This window comes from Micromonospora sp. NBC_01699, from assembly GCF_036250065.1.
GTDB lineage: Bacteria > Actinomycetota > Actinomycetes > Mycobacteriales > Micromonosporaceae > Micromonospora_G.
On sequence record NZ_CP109199.1, the window covers coordinates 3,217,817 to 3,235,763 of the forward strand.

General features: G+C 70.9%; 18 protein-coding genes. 9 read left to right on the top strand and 9 right to left on the bottom strand.

From position 1 onward, the window contains the following. Positions 1-29: 29 nt before the first annotated feature. The gene (locus tag OG792_RS14345) at positions 30-677 is read right to left on the bottom strand and encodes a hemerythrin domain-containing protein (RefSeq protein ID WP_329110040.1); all 648 of its coding nucleotides are present in this window, start codon (positions 675-677) and stop codon (positions 30-32) included. Between the two features lie 239 nt (positions 678-916). Between OG792_RS14345 and OG792_RS14350 the strand changes: the two genes are divergently transcribed. Continuing rightward, positions 917-2,245, top strand: coding sequence for a M20/M25/M40 family metallo-hydrolase (locus OG792_RS14350; RefSeq protein ID WP_329110041.1), 1,329 nt, complete (start codon positions 917-919; stop codon positions 2,243-2,245). A 93-nt stretch (positions 2,246-2,338) separates the two neighbouring features. Then, positions 2,339-3,034 carry a hypothetical protein gene (locus tag OG792_RS14355; RefSeq protein WP_329110042.1) on the top strand — a complete coding sequence of 232 codons (696 nt, stop codon included), beginning with the start codon at positions 2,339-2,341 and terminating at the stop codon, positions 3,032-3,034. Positions 3,035-3,052: 18 nt separating this feature from the next. On the opposite strand, the gene OG792_RS14360 is transcribed toward OG792_RS14355, so the two are convergent. Both OG792_RS14360 and OG792_RS14365 read right to left on the bottom strand, forming a co-directional pair. Further along, positions 3,053-3,244, bottom strand: a complete 192-nt coding sequence (locus OG792_RS14360; protein ID WP_326558636.1) for a DUF5703 family protein — start codon at positions 3,242-3,244, stop codon at positions 3,053-3,055. A gap of 62 nt (positions 3,245-3,306) precedes the next feature. Continuing rightward, on the bottom strand, positions 3,307-4,278 hold the full coding sequence (locus OG792_RS14365; protein WP_329110043.1) for an aldo/keto reductase: 972 nt from the start codon (positions 4,276-4,278) through the stop codon (positions 3,307-3,309). Positions 4,279-4,491: 213 nt separating this feature from the next. Between OG792_RS14365 and OG792_RS14370 the strand changes: the two genes are divergently transcribed. The 6 genes from OG792_RS14370 (at position 4,492) to mshC (ending at position 10,148) form a co-directional block, all read left to right on the top strand. After that, a complete protein-coding gene (locus OG792_RS14370; RefSeq protein WP_329110044.1) occupies positions 4,492-5,544 on the top strand; it encodes an LLM class F420-dependent oxidoreductase in 1,053 nt (350 codons plus the stop codon). Positions 5,545-5,560: 16 nt separating this feature from the next. Then, entirely contained in the window at positions 5,561-6,394 is an 834-nt protein-coding gene (locus tag OG792_RS14375; RefSeq protein ID WP_329110046.1) for an undecaprenyl-diphosphate phosphatase, read from the top strand. A 74-nt stretch (positions 6,395-6,468) separates the two neighbouring features. Next, a complete protein-coding gene (locus tag OG792_RS14380; RefSeq protein WP_329110047.1) occupies positions 6,469-7,185 on the top strand; it encodes a histidine phosphatase family protein in 717 nt (238 codons plus the stop codon). A 130-nt stretch (positions 7,186-7,315) separates the two neighbouring features. Continuing rightward, positions 7,316-7,900: a DUF3090 domain-containing protein gene (locus OG792_RS14385; RefSeq protein ID WP_329110049.1), complete on the top strand. Its 585-nt coding sequence runs from the start codon at positions 7,316-7,318 to the stop codon at positions 7,898-7,900. Positions 7,901-7,982: 82 nt separating this feature from the next. Continuing rightward, complete coding sequence (locus tag OG792_RS14390; RefSeq protein WP_329110052.1) at positions 7,983-8,801, top strand: SCO1664 family protein; 819 nt, start codon at positions 7,983-7,985, stop codon at positions 8,799-8,801. 108 nt (positions 8,802-8,909) lie between these two features. Then, positions 8,910-10,148 carry a cysteine--1-D-myo-inosityl 2-amino-2-deoxy-alpha-D-glucopyranoside ligase gene (gene mshC, locus OG792_RS14395; protein ID WP_329110053.1) on the top strand — a complete coding sequence of 413 codons (1,239 nt, stop codon included), beginning with the start codon at positions 8,910-8,912 and terminating at the stop codon, positions 10,146-10,148. A gap of 147 nt (positions 10,149-10,295) precedes the next feature. Here mshC and OG792_RS14400 read toward each other — a convergent pair whose 3' ends face one another. The 4 genes from OG792_RS14400 to OG792_RS14415 all read right to left on the bottom strand — a co-directional run bounded on the left by OG792_RS14400 (position 10,296) and on the right by OG792_RS14415 (position 13,542). Then, positions 10,296-11,087 carry a GntR family transcriptional regulator gene (locus OG792_RS14400; protein WP_329110054.1) on the bottom strand — a complete coding sequence of 264 codons (792 nt, stop codon included), beginning with the start codon at positions 11,085-11,087 and terminating at the stop codon, positions 10,296-10,298. 339 nt (positions 11,088-11,426) lie between these two features. Continuing rightward, entirely contained in the window at positions 11,427-12,443 is a 1,017-nt protein-coding gene (locus OG792_RS14405; protein WP_329110056.1) for a methyltransferase, read from the bottom strand. Between the two features lie 104 nt (positions 12,444-12,547). Then, on the bottom strand, positions 12,548-13,417 hold the full coding sequence (locus OG792_RS14410) for a PAC2 family protein (RefSeq protein WP_326558626.1): 870 nt from the start codon (positions 13,415-13,417) through the stop codon (positions 12,548-12,550). Beyond that, the gene (locus tag OG792_RS14415) at positions 13,414-13,542 is read right to left on the bottom strand and encodes a hypothetical protein (RefSeq protein WP_329110059.1); all 129 of its coding nucleotides are present in this window, start codon (positions 13,540-13,542) and stop codon (positions 13,414-13,416) included. Before OG792_RS14415 ends, OG792_RS14410 begins: the two co-directional genes overlap by 4 nt. A 253-nt stretch (positions 13,543-13,795) precedes the next feature. On the opposite strand from OG792_RS14415, the gene metH reads away from it, so the two are divergent. Beyond that, entirely contained in the window at positions 13,796-17,314 is a 3,519-nt protein-coding gene (gene metH, locus OG792_RS14420) for a methionine synthase (RefSeq protein WP_442932471.1), read from the top strand. Here metH and OG792_RS14425 read toward each other — a convergent pair. Both OG792_RS14425 and OG792_RS14430 read right to left on the bottom strand, forming a co-directional pair. Beyond that, a complete protein-coding gene (locus tag OG792_RS14425) occupies positions 17,301-17,672 on the bottom strand; it encodes a hypothetical protein (protein ID WP_329110062.1) in 372 nt (123 codons plus the stop codon). The two genes, metH and OG792_RS14425, sit on opposite strands and share 14 nt — an antisense overlap. Beyond that, positions 17,669-17,887, bottom strand: coding sequence for a hypothetical protein (locus tag OG792_RS14430; protein ID WP_329110064.1), 219 nt, complete (start codon positions 17,885-17,887; stop codon positions 17,669-17,671). The genes OG792_RS14425 and OG792_RS14430 overlap by 4 nt, the downstream gene beginning before the upstream one ends. Positions 17,888-17,947: the final 60 nt, after the last annotated feature.

Here is a 17,947-nt window from a genome sequence, read left to right on the forward strand (position 1 = left end):
GGACCCCGACCGCCCGGCGGTCGGTCCGCTCAGGGCCGCGTGCCGTCGGGCAGATCCTCAACGTACGTCTGCCGCCCGGTGACCGCGTCCCGGACCTTGTCGACGACGCCGACCGCCGGTTCGACGATCCGGTTCCAGGGTGGCGTGGCGGGGGTGGTCGGGTGCGGGCGGGTGGGTGCCGCCTCCTCGGCGATCTGCACCCGGTTGCCGAGCCGGATCAGATCGGCCTCGGTCGCGATCGACCGCAGCGCCGGGAAGATCTCCGTCGCCGCGACCCGGCTGTGCCGGTCCACCTGCTCGCTGATCTCGCTGACCGCCCGGTCGAAGTCCGGCTCGCCGGTGCTGGCGGCGGAGAGGTCGACCAGTGCGCGCAGCAGTGCCGCGTCGGCGGCGATCTCCCGGTCCGCGACCGGCTCCCCGTCCGGCAGTGCGCTGCGCACGCTCGGGTAGAGATACTGCTCCTCGGCCGACAGGTGCCGGGTGACGGTCGCGATCAGCACCTCGCCGACCCGGTGCCGCTGCTCGGCCGGCAGCGCCGGATCGGCCAACTCCCGGCAGAGGGTGCCAATCTGCTCGTGCTCGTCGGCCAGCAGGTCGACCATGCTCGACCCGCCGGGACGGTAGTGCTCGTCGTCGTCGCCGACGGTGGGCGGCAGCGGGGGTAGGGGCACGGTCACGGTGATCCTCCTGCGGGCGGTACGACGACTGTGGGCAGTGGCGGAAGTGGATGGGGGAACGTCGACGGCGATACCCGTACCCTCCGAGGGCCAAACCCGACGGTCGATGTCCCCACCCGTACGGTAACGCGCAGTGACCGTCGCGGTGCGGCCGGGCGGCGCCGGGCCGACCCGGTGGCGGCGGATCCGGGGCGGGCCGTGCCGACCGGCCGCCGGGGTGAACTGGTAAGAAGAACCGCATGACCAGCCATGCCGCATCCAACCAGCCCAGCGCCACCGACGAGGTCGTCGACATCTGCCGTGACCTGCTGCGCATCGACACCAGCAACACCGGGGACAACGCCACCAGCGCCGGCGAACGGGTGGCCGCGGAGTACGTGGCCGGCCAGCTCGCCGAGGTCGGGATCAGCGCCGAACTGCGCGAGTCGGCACCCGGCCGGACCAGCCTGGTGGCCCGGATCCCGGGCACCGATCCCGGTCGCGGCGCGTTGCTTGTGCACGGCCATCTCGACGTGGTGCCGGCCGACCCGAGCGAGTGGTCGGTGCACCCGTTCTCCGGCGAGATCCGGGACGGTTACCTCTGGGGCCGGGGTGCGATCGACATGAAGGACTTCGACGCGATGGTGCTGGCGGTGGTCCGCCAGTGGCAGCGCACCGGCGTACGCCCGCCGCGGGACATCGTGCTGGCGTACACCGCCGACGAGGAGGCCGGCGGCGACTACGGCGCGCACTTCCTCGTGGACCAGCACCGGGAGCTGTTCGACGGCTGCACCGAGGCGATCGGCGAGGTCGGCGGCTTCTCCTACACGGTCAACTCCGACCTGCGCCTCTACCTGATCCAGACGGCGGAGAAGGGCCTGGACTGGATGCGCCTGCACGCGAAGGGCCGGCCGGGTCACGGCTCGATGGTGCACGACGACAACGCGGTCACCGCGCTGGCCGAGGCCGTCGCGCGGGTCGGCCGGCACCGGTTCCCACTGGTGCTGACCCCGACCGTACGGACCTTCCTGGAGCAGGTGTCCGACCTGCTCGGGATCGAGTTCGACCCGGCCGACCCGGAGCTGGCGATCGCCAAGCTCGGTCCGATCGCGAACATCGTCGGCGCGACCGTCCGCAACACCGCGAACCCGACCCGACTCGACGCCGGTTACAAGGACAACGTGATCCCGGGCCGGGCCAGCGCGAGCATCGACTGCCGGAGCCTGCCGGGTCAGTCGGAGCTGTTGCTGGAGCAGTTGCGCCAGGTCATCGGGCCGGATATCGAGGTGGAGTACACCCACCGGCAGTCGGCGGTCGAGACCAGCTTCGACGGGGATCTGGTCCAGGCGATGTCGGCCGCGTTGCGGGCGGAGGATCCGGGCGCCCGGCCGGTGCCGTACATGCTCTCCGCCGGCACCGACGCCAAGGCGTTCCATCGGCTGGGTATCCGCTGCTTCGGTTTCGCGCCGCTGCGCCTGCCCGCCGACCTGAACTTCTCCGCGTTGTTCCATGGCATTGACGAGCGCGTACCGGTCGACGGACTACAGTTCGGCGTGCGGGTACTCGACCGGTTCCTGCGCGACTGCTAGTCGCGCCGGAGCAGTTAACAAACCAGGGCGTTACCGACACGCCGCGGGTCCAACATGTCCCGCCTTTTGCCACCTCGAAGGGAAAGCCACACCATGACCGACCAGCACGCCGAGCTGGACGCCGCCCTGGAGCGGGTCATCGCGACCGCTCGGGCCCACCTCGCCGCGGTCAAGGCCGCCGAGGGCCGGATCGACGACGACGACGTCTGGCAGGCGTACGTCGCGCTCAACAACGCCTCGTTCGAGTACGACGAGCGGCTGCTCGACGCGTTCGGCGAGGTCACTCCCTGGGACGTGGAGTCGATCGACCCGAACGAGGCCGACGAGCGGTTCGGCGTCGGCCTGGGCGGGGTCGACGGCAACGAGCCGACCGACCCGCACCCGCAGGTCGTCTCGGTCCGCCAGCGGCGCGACTACCGGGTGCCCAGCGTCGCGGCGCTGATCCGGGTGGCCGAGGCCGCCCGCCGGTCGGCCGCAGCCGAGGACGAGGAGTCCGAGCCGGTCGAGGGGGTCGGCGAAGCGGTGCTGGAGCTGCTCCAGACCGGTGACGGTTCGCTCGGCGCTCTCGACATCCCGGAGCTGGAACCGCTCGACGGGCTGGTGATCGTCAGCGAGGTGGCGGTGCCGCTCGACCTGGAGTCGTTCGACGACGACGACAGCGCCGGGCCGTTCCGGCCGGGTGCTGATGACCAGCTCGTCGGCCGGCTGGACGAGCACCCGTTCCTGCCGACCGAGGGCGACGCCGACCACGACCATGATCACGACCACGGGGTGTCGTCGGCCCGGTAGTCGGCGCGGCGCCCGGAATCAGTAGGAGAGGCCCGGTTGCGACGTTTGTGCCAGGCGGCGACGCAGTACCACCTGCCGCGTCCCGTCCCGGAACAGTCGCACCCGGGCCAGCTCCCAACCGGAGAACTCGGCCTGGATCGCCAGTTGAGCCGCGGCGGTCATCCGATCGACGTTCGACGGCAACCGTAGCGGTGCGTATTCGTAGTCCATGCCCCTATCCTGCCCACGCGGGACCGGTGGCACCAGTGGTTGAGATCGGTACGACTCCCCGGTCAGCCGTCCCGCTCCGGATAGCCGAGCGGCACCGCCGACACGTCGTCCAGGGCGCGGGCGATCTCCGTCGGCAGGGTCATCCGCTCGACCTGCAACGCGCCCAGCAACTGCCCGACCGTGCGGGCGCCGAGGATCGGGGCGACCACGCCGGGCCGGTCCCGTACCCAGGCCAGGGCCACCTCCAGGGGCGACACACCGAGCCCGCCGGCGGCCGTCGCGACCGCCTCGACGATGCTCGAACAGCGCGGCTCCAGGTAGCTGGCGACGAAGCGCTCGAAGTGCGGCGAGGCCGCCCGCGAGTCGGCCGGCCGACCATGCCGGTACTTACCGGTCAGCACGCCCCGGCCCAGCGGCGACCAGGGCAGCACCCCCAGGCCGAGGCCGGCGCAGGCGGGCAGCACCTCGCGCTCGATCCCGCGCTCCAGCAGCGAGTACTCCACCTGGGCGGCGATCACCGGCGCCCGGCCGGGAAACGCCGCCTGCCAGGTCGCGGCCCGCGCGGTCTGCCAGCCGGAGAAGTTCGACACCCCGACGTACCGGACCCGGCCGCTGGTCACCGCGTGGTCCAGCGCGGCGAGGGTCTCCTCCAGCGGGGTGTCCGGGTCGTAACCGTGCACCTGCCACAGGTCCACGTGGTCGGTGCCCAGCCGGCGCAGCGAGGCGTCCAGGGTGCGCAGCAGGTGGCCGCGCGAGCCGTCCCGGCGGCGCGACGACCCCGGACGCAGCCCGGCCTTCGTCGCGATCAGCAGGTCCTCGCGGGGGACCAGGGTGCCCAGCAGGGACCCGATCACCGACTCCGCGTCACCGTCGGAATAGACGTCGGCGGTATCGACCAGATTCCCACCGGCATCGAGAAAGCTCTTGAGTTGGGCGGCCGCATCGTCGGCATCGGTATCCCGACCCCAGGTCATGGTGCCGAGCGCGAGCCGCGAAACCGCCAGCCCGCTTCGGCCGAGCGGTCGCTGTTGCATGGGTGAACCTTATTCAGAACATCGCCGCACCGATATCCTCGCTCCCGCCGATGTGTGCCGCGCCGCGTGTTCCGGACCTGCAAGAAGGCCCGAATGACGGCCTTCCGACACCACTGCACCATTCCGGGCGGCGCGTTGCCCACCGGGTGGCCGGGCCGCGCCCGCCGATTGCGTACCCTGATGCGACTTGACCCACGGGATGGGGGAGGACCAGTGCGACTCGGGCTCAGCCTCGGCTACCAGACGGCGTCGAGCACGCCGGCCGATCATCTGCTTCTGGCCAGGGAGGCGGACCGGCTCGGCTACTCGGTGGTCTGGGCCGCCGAGGCGTACGGGTCCGACTCGCCCAGCATGCTCGCCTGGATCGCCGGGCAGACCGAGCGGATCGACCTCGGCGCGGCGGTGATGCAGATCCCGGCACGTACCCCGGCGGTGACCGCGATGACGGCGGCCACCATCGACACCCTCTCCGGCGGCCGGTTCCGGCTCGGCCTGGGCGTCTCCGGTCCGCAGGTCTCCGAGGGCTGGCACGGCGTGCGTTTCGCCAAGCCGCTCGCCCGCACCAGGGAGTACGTGGACATCGTCAAGCTGGCGCTGGCCCGCAAGCCGGTCGAGTACGACGGCGCCCACTACCGGCTGCCGCTGCCCGACGGACCGGGCAAGGCGCTGCGGCTCGGCTTCCACCCGTACCGCGAGCACGTGCCGATCTACCTCGCCGCGGTCGGGCCGAAGAACCTGGAACTCGCCGGTGAGATCGCCGACGGCTGGTTGGCCGTCTTCTTCGCACCCGAGTTCGCCGCCGAGCAACTGGCCTCGGTCGCCGCCGGACGGGCGAAGGTGGGCAGGGAACTGGCCGGCTTCGACGTCGTACCGAGCGTCCCGCTGGTGCTCGGCGACGACGTCGCCGCCTCCGCCGAGCTGGTCCGCGCGTACGCCGCGCTCTACGTCGGCGGCATGGGCAGCCGGGAGCAGAACTTCTACAACCAGCTCGCCACCCGGATGGGCTACGGCGACGCCGCCCGCGAGGTGCAGGACCTCTACCTCGCCCGGCGGCAGCGGGACGCGGCGGCGGCGGTGCCGCTGGAGTTCATCGACCGGACCTCGCTGCTCGGGCCCAAGGAGCGGATCGCCGACCGGATGGCCGAGTACGCCGCCGCCGGGGTCACCACCCTGTCGGTGACCCTCTTCGTCGCCGACGTCGAGCACGGAATACGGGCCCTGCGGACCGCAGCCGAGGCGCTGGACCTGTCCGGGGTGGGAGAGTGAGGACGGCGGTGATCGGATGAGCTGGATCGAAGCGATAGTGCTCGGCATCGTGCAGGGGCTGACCGAGTTCCTGCCGGTGAGTTCGTCGGCGCACCTGCGGATCACCTCGGCGATCTTCTTCGACCGGGACGCCGGCGCCTCGTTCACCGCGGTCACCCAGCTCGGCACCGAGGCGGCCGTACTGCTCTACTTCGGCAAGGACATCTGGCGGATCACCCGGACCTGGGTGGTCGGGATCTGGGACCGGTCGGTCCGCAGCGAGCTGGACTACCGGATGGGCTGGTACGTCATCGTCGGCTCGATCCCGATCGGGGTCTTCGGACTGGTGTTCAAGGATCAGATCCGGACCGCCGCGCGGAACCTGTGGCTGGTCGCCACCGTCTTGATCGTCTTCGCCTTCGTGCTCGCCTTCGCCGAGTACTGGGGTCGGCAGACCCGGACGATCAGGGACTTCACCATGCGCGACGGCGTGGTGATGGGTCTGGCCCAGGCGGCGGCGCTGGTGCCCGGCGTGTCCCGCTCGGGCGGCACCCTCACCGCCGGGCTGTTCCTCAACCTGACCCGCGAGGCAGCCGCCCGGTACTCCTTCCTGCTGGCCATTCCGGCGGTGGTGATGTCCGGCCTGTTCAGCGTCCCGGACGTCTTCGACAACAGCGGCGACGGCTCCATCCCGACCGCCGCGCAGATGATCGTGGCGACCGTGATCGCGTTCGGGGTCGGCTACGTCTCCATCGCCTGGCTGCTGCGCTACGTCGCCCACCACACCCTGTACGCCTTCGTGCTCTACCGGGTGGCGCTGGGCAGCCTGGTACTGGCCCTGTTGATCACCGGCACCATCAGCGCCACCTGATCACAGGCACCCGGCCAGCGGCACCATCAGCGCCACCTGATCCGCCGGTCGGGACGGCCCCGTAGGGTGGTCTGGTGGCAACCCTCCTACTTCTGCGACACGGCCGGACCACCGCCAACGCCAGCGGTGGCCTGGCCGGACGCCAGCCGGTCGAGCTGGACGAGACCGGTCGGGCGCAGGCCGTGGCGGCCGGTGCCCGGCTGCGCCCGCTGCCGCTGGCGGCCGTGGTCAGCAGCCCGCTCATCCGCTGCCTGCAAACCCTGGAGCTGGCGCTGCCGCAGGTCCCGCCGACCCTGGAGGACGACCTGATCGAGTGCGGGTACGGCGACTGGGAGGGCCAGCCGCTGAAGAAGCTGGCCAAGGATCCACTGTGGCCAGTGGTCCAGCAGCACCCGAGTTCGGTGGTGTTCCCCGGTGGCGAGGCGATGGCGGCGATGGCCACCCGCGCCGTGTCGGCGGTACGCCGCTGGGACGCCCGGGTCACCGCCGAGCACGGGCCGGAGGCGATCTGGCTGGCGTGCAGCCACGGCGACGTGATCAAGGCGATCGTGGCGGACGCGCTCGGCGTACATCTTGATCTTTTTCAGCGGATCGTGGCCGACCCGGCCTCGGTGACCGCGATCCGCTACACCCCGACCCGGCCGTTCGTGCTCCGGCTCAACGACTCGGCCGGTGACCTGGGCAACCTGGTGCCGCCCCGACGGACCCGGCGACGGCGGCCCCGCCCGGCCGACTCGGACGCCGCGGTCGGCGGCGGTGCCGGCAGCGGCGAGCCGGGGCTGCAACGATGAGCCCGGCCGAGCCGGTCGGCGGGCCCCGCAGATGGGCGCCACCAGGCACAACCGGGCCGGACCGGGGGTGGCCGGCGATTCGGGTCGGTGCGCTGCGCGGCGGCGGATCGGGCCGGATAGGGTCGTGGGTATGACCCACCAGGTGCACGCCTTCGAGCCGCCAGAGCGGTTCGTCGCTGGGACCGTGGGCCCGCCCGGGGAGCGGACGTTCTTTCTCCAGGCCCGGGGCGGCGGCCGGGTGGTCAGCGTCGCCCTGGAGAAGGTCCAGGTGTCACTGCTGGCCGAGAAGCTGGAAGAGCTGCTGACCGAGGCCCAACGCCGGTTCGGGGTCGAGCTGCCCGATCCGGTGGTCGTCACCTCGGACAACGAGCCGCTGGACAACCCGGTCGACGAGGAGTTCCGGGTCGGCACCCTGGGCCTCGCCTTCGACGTCGACACCGCCACCGTGGTCATCGAGGCGATCGCGGCCGGCGAGGCCGAGGCGGAGGTCGAGCTCGGTGAGCCCGACGAGGTAGACGAGACCGAGGAAGAGGACGAGGAGCCCGACGACGACCTCGACCGGCTGCGGGTGCGGTTGACCCCGCAGGCGGCACGGGAGTTCATCGAGCGGGCGCGCAGGGTGGTGAACGCAGGCCGGCCGCCGTGCCCGCTCTGCGGCCAACCCCTCGACCCCGCCGGTCACCTCTGCCCACGGCACAACGGCTACCACCGCTGATGATCGTCGACCCCGCGAGCCGGGGCCGCCAGGCCCCGACCGAGCCGATCATCCGGGCCACGAGCGGGCGGGTGCCGCTGCGGTGACCACCTCCGACGTGCAGCCGGTGCTCGACGAGAGCGACGCGCTACGCCTGCTCCGGGGCGGCGAGTTCGAGTTGGAAGGGCGGTTGGCCGACGCCTCCAACACCACCCTACGGGGCTTCCTGACCCTCGACGGGGTAACCGCCCGGTGTGTCTACAAGCCGGTTCGCGGCGAGCGACCGCTCTGGGACTTCCCCGACGGCACGCTGGCGGGTCGCGAGGTGAGCGCCTATCTGGTCTCCCGGGCGAGCGGCTGGGACGTGGTGCCGCCGACGGTGCTGCGCGACGGCCCGTTCGGGCCGGGTGCCTGTCAGCTCTGGATCGACCAGCCGGCCGACGCCGAACCGGTGGTCGGCTTCGTCCCGGCGGGCAGCCTGCCGCCCCGGTGGTTCCGGGTCGCCGCGGCCCAGGACGACGACGGCGTGGCGTATGCGCTCGCCCACGCCGACGACCCGCGACTGGCCCGGATGGCGGTCTTCGACGCGGTGATCAACAACGCCGACCGCAAGGGCGGCCACGTGCTGCTCGGGTCCGACGACCGGATCTACGGGGTCGACCACGGCGTCTGCTTCCACGTCGAGGACAAGCTGCGTACGGTGCTCTGGGGCTGGTCCCGACGGGCGCTGCCGCCGGACGCGGTCGAGGTGCTCGGCGAGCTCGCCGCCGGTCTGGTCGGGTCGCTTGGCGAGGAACTGGTCGAACACCTGACCATCAGCGAGATCGCCGAGGTGTTGGCGCGGGTGAACCGGTTGCTGGAGGTGGGCCGGTTCCCGGTACCGTCCGACGACTGGCCGGCGATCCCGTGGCCGCCGATCTGACCCCGATCGGTCCCTCCGGTGCGCGCTCGGGCTGCTCAGCGCCCACTATCGCATTGATCACCTCGGGCTGTCCCGATCTCGTCGGCCGGGCTGGTTAGGCTGGCCGTCATGGACGCATGGACGGGGCATCAGGTGCCATCGCTGCCGGGATCCGGTGAGCCACTGGCGTTGTACGACTCGGCGCGCGGCGCCGTTCACCCCAGCAGCCCCTCCGGGCCGGCGACGATGTACGTGTGTGGCATAACGCCGTACGACGCGACCCATCTCGGGCACGCCGCGACCATGATCACCTTTGATCTGGTGCAGCGGATCTGGCGGGACAACGGGCACGAGGTGCGGTACGTCCAGAACGTCACCGACATCGACGATCCGCTGCTGGAGCGGGCCCAGCGCGACGGCGAGGACTGGGTAGTGCTGGCGATGCGGGAGACGGCGCTGTTCCGCGAGGACATGGAGGCGCTGCGGATCATCCCGCCGGCGCACTACGTCGGCGCGGTCGAGTCGATCCCGGCGATCGTCGGCAAGGTCTGCGCCCTGTTTGACGACGGTGCCGCGTACCGGCTGGAGGACGGGACCGGGGACGTCTACTTCGACCTCGCCGCCGCACCCCGCTTCGGGTACGAGTCGAACCTGACCCGCGAGCAGATGCTCGTGCTGTCCGCCGAGCGCGGCGGCGACCCGGACCGGCCGGGCAAGCGCGACCCGCTCGACCCGCTGCTCTGGCGCGGGGCGCGGGAGGGAGAGCCGGCCTGGGCGGGCGGTCCGCTGGGGCCGGGTCGGCCCGGTTGGCACATCGAGTGCGCCGCGATCGCCCTGGACCTGCTCGGCAACAGCATGGACGTGCAGGGCGGCGGCAACGACCTGATCTTCCCGCATCACGAGTGTTCGGCCGCGCACGCCGAGCGGTTGACCGGCGAGTCGCCGTTCGCCCGGCACTACGTACACGCCGGCATGATCGGCCTGAACGGCGAGAAGATGTCCAAGTCCAAGGGCAACCTGGTCTTCGTGTCCCGCTTGCGGGCCGACCGGGTTGACCCGATGGCGGTGCGGCTGGGCCTGCTCGCCGACCACTACCGGTCGGACCGGACCTGGACCGACGACGTGCTCAAGACCGCCCAGCAGCGGCTGGCCCGGTGGCGCGAGGCCGCTGCGGCGACCGCCGGGCCGTCCGGGGCCGAGCTGCTGACCGGCGTACGGTCCCGGCTCGCCGACGACCTGGACACTCCGGGTGCGCTGGCCCTGCTCGACGCCTGGGCCGACGACACCCTCGCCGGCACCGGTGCCGACCCGGCCGCTCCAGCCCTCTTCGCCAACACCGCCGACGCCCTACTCGGCACAAAACTCTAACCCCCTCCCCCCCTCCCCCCTCCCCACCCCAAAGCCGCGCGACGATCTTGCACTTGTGGCTGTACGCAAATCCGGCTCACTAGCATGATTCGGGCACCACAAGTGCAAGATCGCCGACGGGGTGGGGGAGAGGGCGGGGGGGAGGGGTTAGCCGAGGACCAGGCCGGGGTCGGGCTCGGGGTCGGCGACCGGTCCGGGGATTCGGTACTCCTCGGTCAGTGTGGTCATTGGTCCGGGCCAGGTGGCCTGGGCGACCTCGATCGGCTTGTGCCGCTCGTCGTACGCGACGTGCAGCAGGTGCAGTACCGGGGTGTCCGGCCGGATCTGGAGGATCTCGGCCTCCTCCCGGCTGGGCTGGCGGGCGCTGATCGTGTCGGTGGCCGAGCTGTACCCGCGCCCGATCGCCTCCTCGACCTCCTGGTAGAGCGGCCGGCCGAACGCCTCCATCCGCTCCAGGCTGGTGCCGGCGGCGTCGGCCACCCGGAACCAGGAGGCGCCGACCTCGACCGGCACGTCCTCGGTCCGGACCAGGTGCCGCCGGATGACCAGTTCGGTGCCGTCGGGCACCCCGAACGCGTCGGCCACCTCCGGCGGCGCCGGTGCCCGGCCGACCTGGATCAGGTGCTGTCGGTAACGAGCGGCGAGGTCCGCGTGGTAACCCCGGTGACCGCCGTAGCGCCCCCGGGAGAGCCGGTTGAGCCGGCGCCGGGTGCCGCGTACGTAGGTGCCGGAGCCGGGCTTGGTGATCAGCACACCCTCGACCCGGAGCTGGTCGATGGCGCGCTGCACGGTCTGCTTGGCGACCCCGAACATCTCGGCGATGGCCGGGATGCTCGGCAGCCGTTCACCGGCCGCCCAGTCGCCCTGCCGGACCCGCGTACGCAACTGGGCCGCGATCTGCCGGTGCGGGAACTCGGCCGCTCCCGGATTGATCTGCACCTGGTCCCTCCCTCTGCCGAACCTCCGCCGGCCTTGCCGACTCCTGCCGGCCTTGCCGACCCGCCGGCGTCTGCCGACCTCTGGCGGCCTTCGAATCTCCGGCGACCGCTGCCGCCTTGCCGACCTCTGTCGAACCTTGCCGACCCCTGCCGAACGGCGTTGCCCCGCACCGCTTCTACCGGACTGGATCGCCCCGCCGCCACCACCTGGACAACTAGGTTCCTAGGATGCCGTACGTAGGGTGGTCCGGCCCACAGCGACACGCCGCAGGCCGGACCTTCCGTGAGGGAGCTACACGTTCACCGGCGCCGGATCACCCGTACGGCCGCCGGAGCGTGCTCACGGCTTGCGGGCGAGCACCGCACCGTTTGCGCCCGGCGCCTCGAAGACGACCGTACGGATGTCGGTGAAGCCGGCCCGGCCCAGCCACTCGCGGTACTCGGCGCCGGAGTAGTTCTTCCCGCCCTCGGTCTCCACCAGCATGTTCATCCCCATCAGCGCGGCCTCCGGCGGCCCGGCCCGGTCATCGTCCAGCAGCAGTTCGGAGATGATGATCGTGCCGCCGGGGGAGAGCGCGGCGAAGCACTTGGCCAGGATCAGCTCGTTGGTCGGCTCGTCCCAGTCGTGCAGGATCATGCTCAACAGAACCGCGTCGTAGCCCTCGGGCAGCGTCGGGTCGGCGAGGAAGTCTCCGCTGGTGGTGTCGACCGTACCGGTCAGACCGGCGGTGTTGATCTTCGCGTCGGCCTGGGTGCAGACGTGCGGCAGGTCGAGGATGGTGGCCCGCAGGCCGGGGTGCTGCCGGCAGAGTTCGATCGAGAAGGCACCCGCCCCGCCGCCGACGTCGAGCAGTCGCCGGTGGCGGCCGAAGTCGTACGCGCCGGCCAGGGCGCGAGCGGTGAAGATCGAGGTGGAGTACATCGCCTCCCAGAACAGGGCGAGCATCTCCGGGTCGTCGGCGTCGAAAATCGAGTCCTTGGCCTGCGGATCCCAGGTGAGCGGCTTGTCTGTCCGCAGCGCCTCGCCGATCCGGTGCCAGGGCAGGTAGGTACGCTCGTCGCAGTAGCGCACCTGGCCGCCGAAGTAGTACGGCTTACCGACGACCAGGAATTCCTCGGCCAGCGCGCTGTTGCGGTAGCCGCCGTCGGTCTTCTCCAGCAGGCCCAGCGAGGCGCAGGCGGACAGCAGCAGGTCGGCCGGGCGTTCGGCGAGGCCGAACTCGGCGCCCACGGTCTGCACCGTCAGCTCCCGTCCACCGGCGATCCGGGTGAACAGGCCGAGTTCGACCGCTGCCGCGAAAGTCTTGAAGCTCCAGAAACCGGTCACGAGCCCCATAAGAGGGGTAGGGGTGATCATTCAGACATGTCATCATCTGAATGGGCAGGAGGCATGCATCTGTCAGCTATCTGACATACGCCTTTTTGGGTCCGCTACCGACCGTTCGGCCGAGCCTTACAGTCTTACCAGGAGCCTGCGGTCGGGCCGGCGGAGCCACCCCGACGACGAAGGTACTTCTCGAACTCCTGGGCGATCTCGTCACCCGTCAACGGCTGGATGCCGGCGTCACCGACCCGCTCCTCCAACTCCCGGACGTACTCGCCGAGTTCGGCGTCCTGCTCGGCGGCGGAACGTACCCGCTGCTCCCACTCGGCGGCCTCCTCGGCCAGGTCGGCCATGGGCACCGGCAGGTCGAGCACCTCCTCGACCCGGTGCAGCAGCGCCAGGGTCGCCTTCGGGCAGGGCGGGTTGTTCGCATAGTGCGGCACGTGCACCCAGAACGACACCGCGTCCACCTCGGCGCGGGTGCAGGCGTCCTGGAGCACACCGACGATCCCGGTCGGCCCGTCGTACCGGGTCGGGGTGAGCTGGTAGCGCTCGGCGGCGTCCTTGTCCGACGCGCTCCCGCTGATCGGCAACGGCCGGGTGTACGGCACGTCGGCCAGCAGCGCCCCGAGCAGGACTATCCGGTTGATCTCCAGGCTGTGGCACAGCTCCAGGATCTGCTCGCAGAAGGTCCGCCAACGCATGCTCGGCTCGATCCCCCGGATCAGCACCACATCGCGATCGGTCCCCTCAGGGCTGGCCAGCATGAACCGGGTGGTCGGCCACTCGACCCGGCGGGTCTCGCCCTCGGCCATCGTGATCGTCGGCCGGCTCACCTGGAAGTCGTAGAAGTCCTCCGGATCCAACTCGGCGATCTGTCGGGCCTGCCAGACCTGCTCCAGGTGCTCCACCGCGGCGGTCGAGGCGTCGGCGGCGTCGTTCCAGCCCTCGAAGGCGGCGATGGCCACCGGCGAGCGCAACGTGGGCAGGCCGTCGAACTCGGTCACGCGAGCACCTCGCCGTCACCGTCACCGCGCGGGGCGATGTCGAGCCGGATAACGCTGAACCGGTTGATCCTGAGCCCGGCCGTCCCCGCGCCGTGCCCGGTGGCGCTGTCCCTGATGTCCCTCACGTCCGTCAGCCTACGTCTCTGCTCGGGATGGGGCCCGCCGGCCGCGCCGACACCCCACGCTCGCGGGCGACCACGCCGGCCACACCCCCTGCCCGAGCGGTCGAACCGACCGGTACGGCGATCCGGATCGCCGCAGGTCGGATGATCGGGTACGGACCGGACCATGGCGACGCAGATCACATAATGGCGGAGTGTGTGTTGTGCAACCGTCGGTCACCACGATCCGCACTAGCCTGGATGGGTGCCGAACTCGCTGCTTGACGCCCTGGCCGCCCGCATTCTCGTCGGTGACGGTGCGATGGGGACCATGCTCCAGGCGGCCGACCTCAGCCTGGACGACTTCGAGGGCTACGAGGGCTGCAACGAGGTTCTGAACGTCACCCGGCCCGAGGTGGTCCGGTCGGTGCACGACGCGTACTTCGAGGCCGGTGCCGACTGCGTCGAGACGAACACCTTCGGCACCAACCTCGGCAACCTCGGCGAGTACGACATCCAGCACCGGATCGTCGAGCTGGCCGAGGCCGGTGCCCGGATCGCGCGACAGTCCGCCGACCACTGGTCAACCCCGGACCGGCCGAGGTTCGTGCTCGGCTCGATCGGCCCCGGCACCAAACTGCCCACCCTCGGCCACAGTCGCTACGACACACTGCGTCAGGCGTACCTGGAGAACGCCGCCGGCCTGCTCACCGGCGGTGTGGACGCGTTGATCATCGAGACCTGTCAGGACCTGCTCCAGGTCAAGTCCGCTGTGGTCGGTGCCCGGCGGGCGATGGCGCAGGCCGGCCGTACGGTTCCGTTGATCTGTCATGTCACCGTCGAGACCACCGGGACCATGCTGCTCGGCAGCGAGATCGGCGCTGCGCTGACCGCCCTCGAACCGCTCGGCATCGACCTGATCGGGCTCAACTGCGCCACCGGTCCGGCCGAGATGAGCGAGCACCTTCGCTACCTGTCCCAGCATGCCCGGGTGCCGCTGTCGGTGATGCCGAACGCCGGCCTGCCGCAGCTCACCGCCGACGGTGCCTACTACCCGCTGACGCCGCAGGAGCTGGCCGACGCGCTGGACCGGTTCGTCAACGAGTACGGCGTATCCCTGGTCGGCGGCTGCTGCGGCACCACCCCCGAGCACATCCGGGCGGTCGCCGAGCGGCTGACCGGGGCCACCCCGGTCCCGCGCCAGCCGACCACCGAGGCCGGTGTGGCGTCGATCTACCACCACGTGCCGTTCGCCCAGGACGCCAGCGTGCTGATGGTGGGGGAGCGGACCAACGCCAACGGCTCCAAGGCGTTCCGGGAGGCGATGCTCGCCGGCGACTGGCAGGCCTGCGTGGAGATCGCCCGCAGCCAGGCCCGCGACGGCTCGCACCTGCTCGACCTCTGCGTCGACTATGTAGGCCGGGACGGCGCCGAGGACATGCGGCAACTGGCCAGCCGGTTCGCCACCGCGTCCACCCTGCCGATCATGCTCGACTCGACCGAGCCGCAGGTGATCGAGGCCGGGTTGGAGATGCTCGGCGGCCGGTGCGTGGTCAACTCGGTCAACTTCGAGGACGGCGACGGCCCCGATTCCCGCTACGCCCGGGTGATGCCGATCATCAAGGAGCACGGCGCCGCCGTGGTCGCGTTGACCATCGACGAGGAGGGCCAGGCCCGTACGGCGGAATGGAAGGTCCGGGTCGCCGCCCGCCTGATCGACGACCTCACCGGCCGGTGGGGGCTGTCGCTGGGCGACATCATGGTCGACACGCTGACCTTCCCGATCGCCACCGGCCAGGAGGAAACCCGACGCGACGGCATCGAGACGATCAACGCGATCCGGGAGATCGCGAAGCGTTACCCCGGCGTCAACTTCACCCTCGGGCTGTCGAACGTCTCCTTCGGACTCAACCCGGCCGCCCGCCAGGTGCTCAACTCCGTTTTTCTGCACGAGTGCGTGCAGGCCGGTCTGACCAGCGCGATCGTGCATGCCAGCAAGATCCTTCCGATGTCGAAGATCCCGGACGAGCAGCGCGAGGCGGCCCTCGACCTGGTCTACGACCGGCGCCGCCCGGCCACCGACGACCAACCGGCGTACGACCCGGTGCAGCGGTTCATCCAGGTTTTCGAGGGCGTCGACGCCGCCTCGGCCCGTGCCACCCGAGCGGAGGAACTGGCCGGGCTGCCGCTGGACGAACGACTCAAGCGCCGGATCATCGACGGCGAACGCAAGGGCCTGGAAGCCGACCTGGACGACGCGCTGACGTCTCGGCCGGCACTGGCGATCATCAACGACACCCTGCTCGACGGGATGAAGGTGGTCGGCGAGCTGTTCGGCTCCGGCCAGATGCAGTTGCCGTTCGTGCTCCAATCGGCCGAGGTGATGAAGACCGCGGTCGCCTACCTGGAACCGCACATGGAGAAGGCCGACGACGGCGGCAAGGGTAAAATCGTGCTGGCCACAGTCAAGGGCGACGTGCACGACATCGGCAAGAACCTGGTCGACATCATCCTGTCCAACAACGGCTACGAGGTCGTCAACATCGGCATCAAGCAGCCGATCACCGCGATTCTCGACGCCGCCGAGCAGCACCGGGCCGATGCGATCGGCATGTCCGGCCTGCTGGTCAAGAGCACCGTCATCATGAAGGAGAACCTCCAGGAGATGGCGTCGCGCGGGGTCGCCGAACGCTGGCCGGTGCTGCTCGGCGGGGCCGCGCTCACCCGGGCCTACGTCGAGGACGACCTCCGTTCGACGTACGCCGGCCAGGTGCACTACGCCCGCGACGCGTTCGAGGGACTGTCCCTGATGGACCGGGTGATGGTCGCCAAGCGCGGTGGTGCCGCCGTGGTCGACCCGGAGCGGGAAGCGGCCCTGGCGGCCCGGCGAGCCCGCCGGGAGCGGCAACGGACGATGGTCACCGACGCCCTGCCGGACATCAACGACTCCTCGGTCCGCTCCGACGTCGCTACCGATATCGAGGTGCCCGCACCGCCGTTCTTCGGCACCCGTGTGATCAAGGGTGTGCCGCTGGCCGACTACTCGGCCCTGCTGGACGAGCGGGCGACGTTCGTCGGCCAGTGGGGGCTACGCGGTGCGCGAGGTGGCAACGGCCCGTCGTACGAGGAACTGGTCGAAACCGAGGGACGGCCCCGGCTGCGTTACTGGCTGGACCGGCTGATCGCCGACAAGGTGCTCGAAGCGGCGGTGGTCTACGGCTACTTCCCGGCGTACTCCGAGGGCAACGACCTGGTGGTGCTGGACGAGAACGGGCACACCGAACGGGCCCGCTTCACCTTCCCCCGCCAGCGGCAGGAACGCCGCCTCTGCCTGGCCGATTTCTTCAAGCCGCGCGGTGAGCAGTTGGACGTGGTGGCCCTGCAACTGGTCACCGTCGGCCAGCCGGTCAGTGAGTACACCGCGAAGATGTTCGCCCGCAACGAGTACCGCGACTACCTTGAGGTGCACGGCCTCTCCGTACAGCTCACCGAGGCACTGGCCGAATACTGGCACCGCCGGGTCCGCAACGAGCTGCTCCTGCCCGACGGCCGTACGGTCGGCACCGACGACCCGACCGACCTCGCCGGCCTGCTGCACAACGACTACCGAGGCTGCCGGTACGCGCTCGGCTACACCGCCTGCCCCGACCTCGAAGACCGGGCGAAGATCGTCGACCTGCTAAGCGCCGAGCGCATCGGCGTACGCCTCTCCGAGGAGTTCCAACTCGAACCGGAGCAGGCCACCGACGCCATCATCGTCCACCACCCCGACGCCAACTACTTCAACGCCAAATGACGGTGGATCGATGACGGCCTGTCTCCGACCGGCCTCCCAATGAGGTCGGTGCCGACCCGCCGCCGGACTCCATCAGCCCGAGTACCAGCTCGTGCGCGACGAGCGGCCGGTTGATCGTGTCCGTCTTCGTGTCCCTGGTCCGCCCGCACGCCGACTCCAGGGCGTCGACCCGCGCTTGGGTCAGGTTGACCGTGACCTTCGTCAGCGCCGACCGGTCACCCGGGGCGAGTAGCCCCTTGACCGGGTCGAGATCCGGGCAGGACCCGTCATCCTCGCACTTCGGGCACGGGCTCTCGCGGTGCTCCGCCGCGATCCGTAGCGCCCGGCGTACGGTGCCCTCCGTCTCGCTCTCGCTCACGCCGGCCACCGCCCGTTGCCCCGGACCGGCCGGGCACCGGTGGTGGACCGGCGCGGGCCACCGACGGTCGCGGACACCGTCAGGGTCACCAGGTCCCGGTCGGGCCGGTTCGCGACCGGCTGCGGTACGGGCGCCGGGGCCGGGGCCACCTGCTCGACCGGGCCGGGATCGGCGGCCGGCGCGAACCACTTCCGTCGGGTGCTGTTGATCGCCACTGCTGCTCACCTCCGGATCAGGTGGAGCACCGGCCCCGGCATGAGGCAGTGGGGTCCGGA

Bases quoted from the DNA above. Each gene is read 5' to 3' on its own strand.
- OG792_RS14385 (WP_329110049.1), top strand. From the start codon at position 7,316: ATGACCCACCAGGTGCACGCCTTCGAGCCGCCAGAGCGGTTCGTCGCT.
- OG792_RS14355 (WP_329110042.1), top strand. From the start codon at position 2,339: ATGACCGACCAGCACGCCGAGCTGGACGCCGCCCTGGAGCGGGTCATC.
- OG792_RS14365 (WP_329110043.1), bottom strand. From the start codon at position 4,278: ATGCAACAGCGACCGCTCGGCCGAAGCGGGCTGGCGGTTTCGCGGCTC.
- OG792_RS14405 (WP_329110056.1), bottom strand. From the start codon at position 12,443: ATGATCACCCCTACCCCTCTTATGGGGCTCGTGACCGGTTTCTGGAGC.
- OG792_RS14350 (WP_329110041.1), top strand. From the start codon at position 917: ATGACCAGCCATGCCGCATCCAACCAGCCCAGCGCCACCGACGAGGTC.
- OG792_RS14375 (WP_329110046.1), top strand. From the start codon at position 5,561: ATGAGCTGGATCGAAGCGATAGTGCTCGGCATCGTGCAGGGGCTGACC.
- mshC (WP_329110053.1), top strand. From the start codon at position 8,910: ATGGACGCATGGACGGGGCATCAGGTGCCATCGCTGCCGGGATCCGGT.
- OG792_RS14360 (WP_326558636.1), bottom strand. From the start codon at position 3,244: ATGGACTACGAATACGCACCGCTACGGTTGCCGTCGAACGTCGATCGG.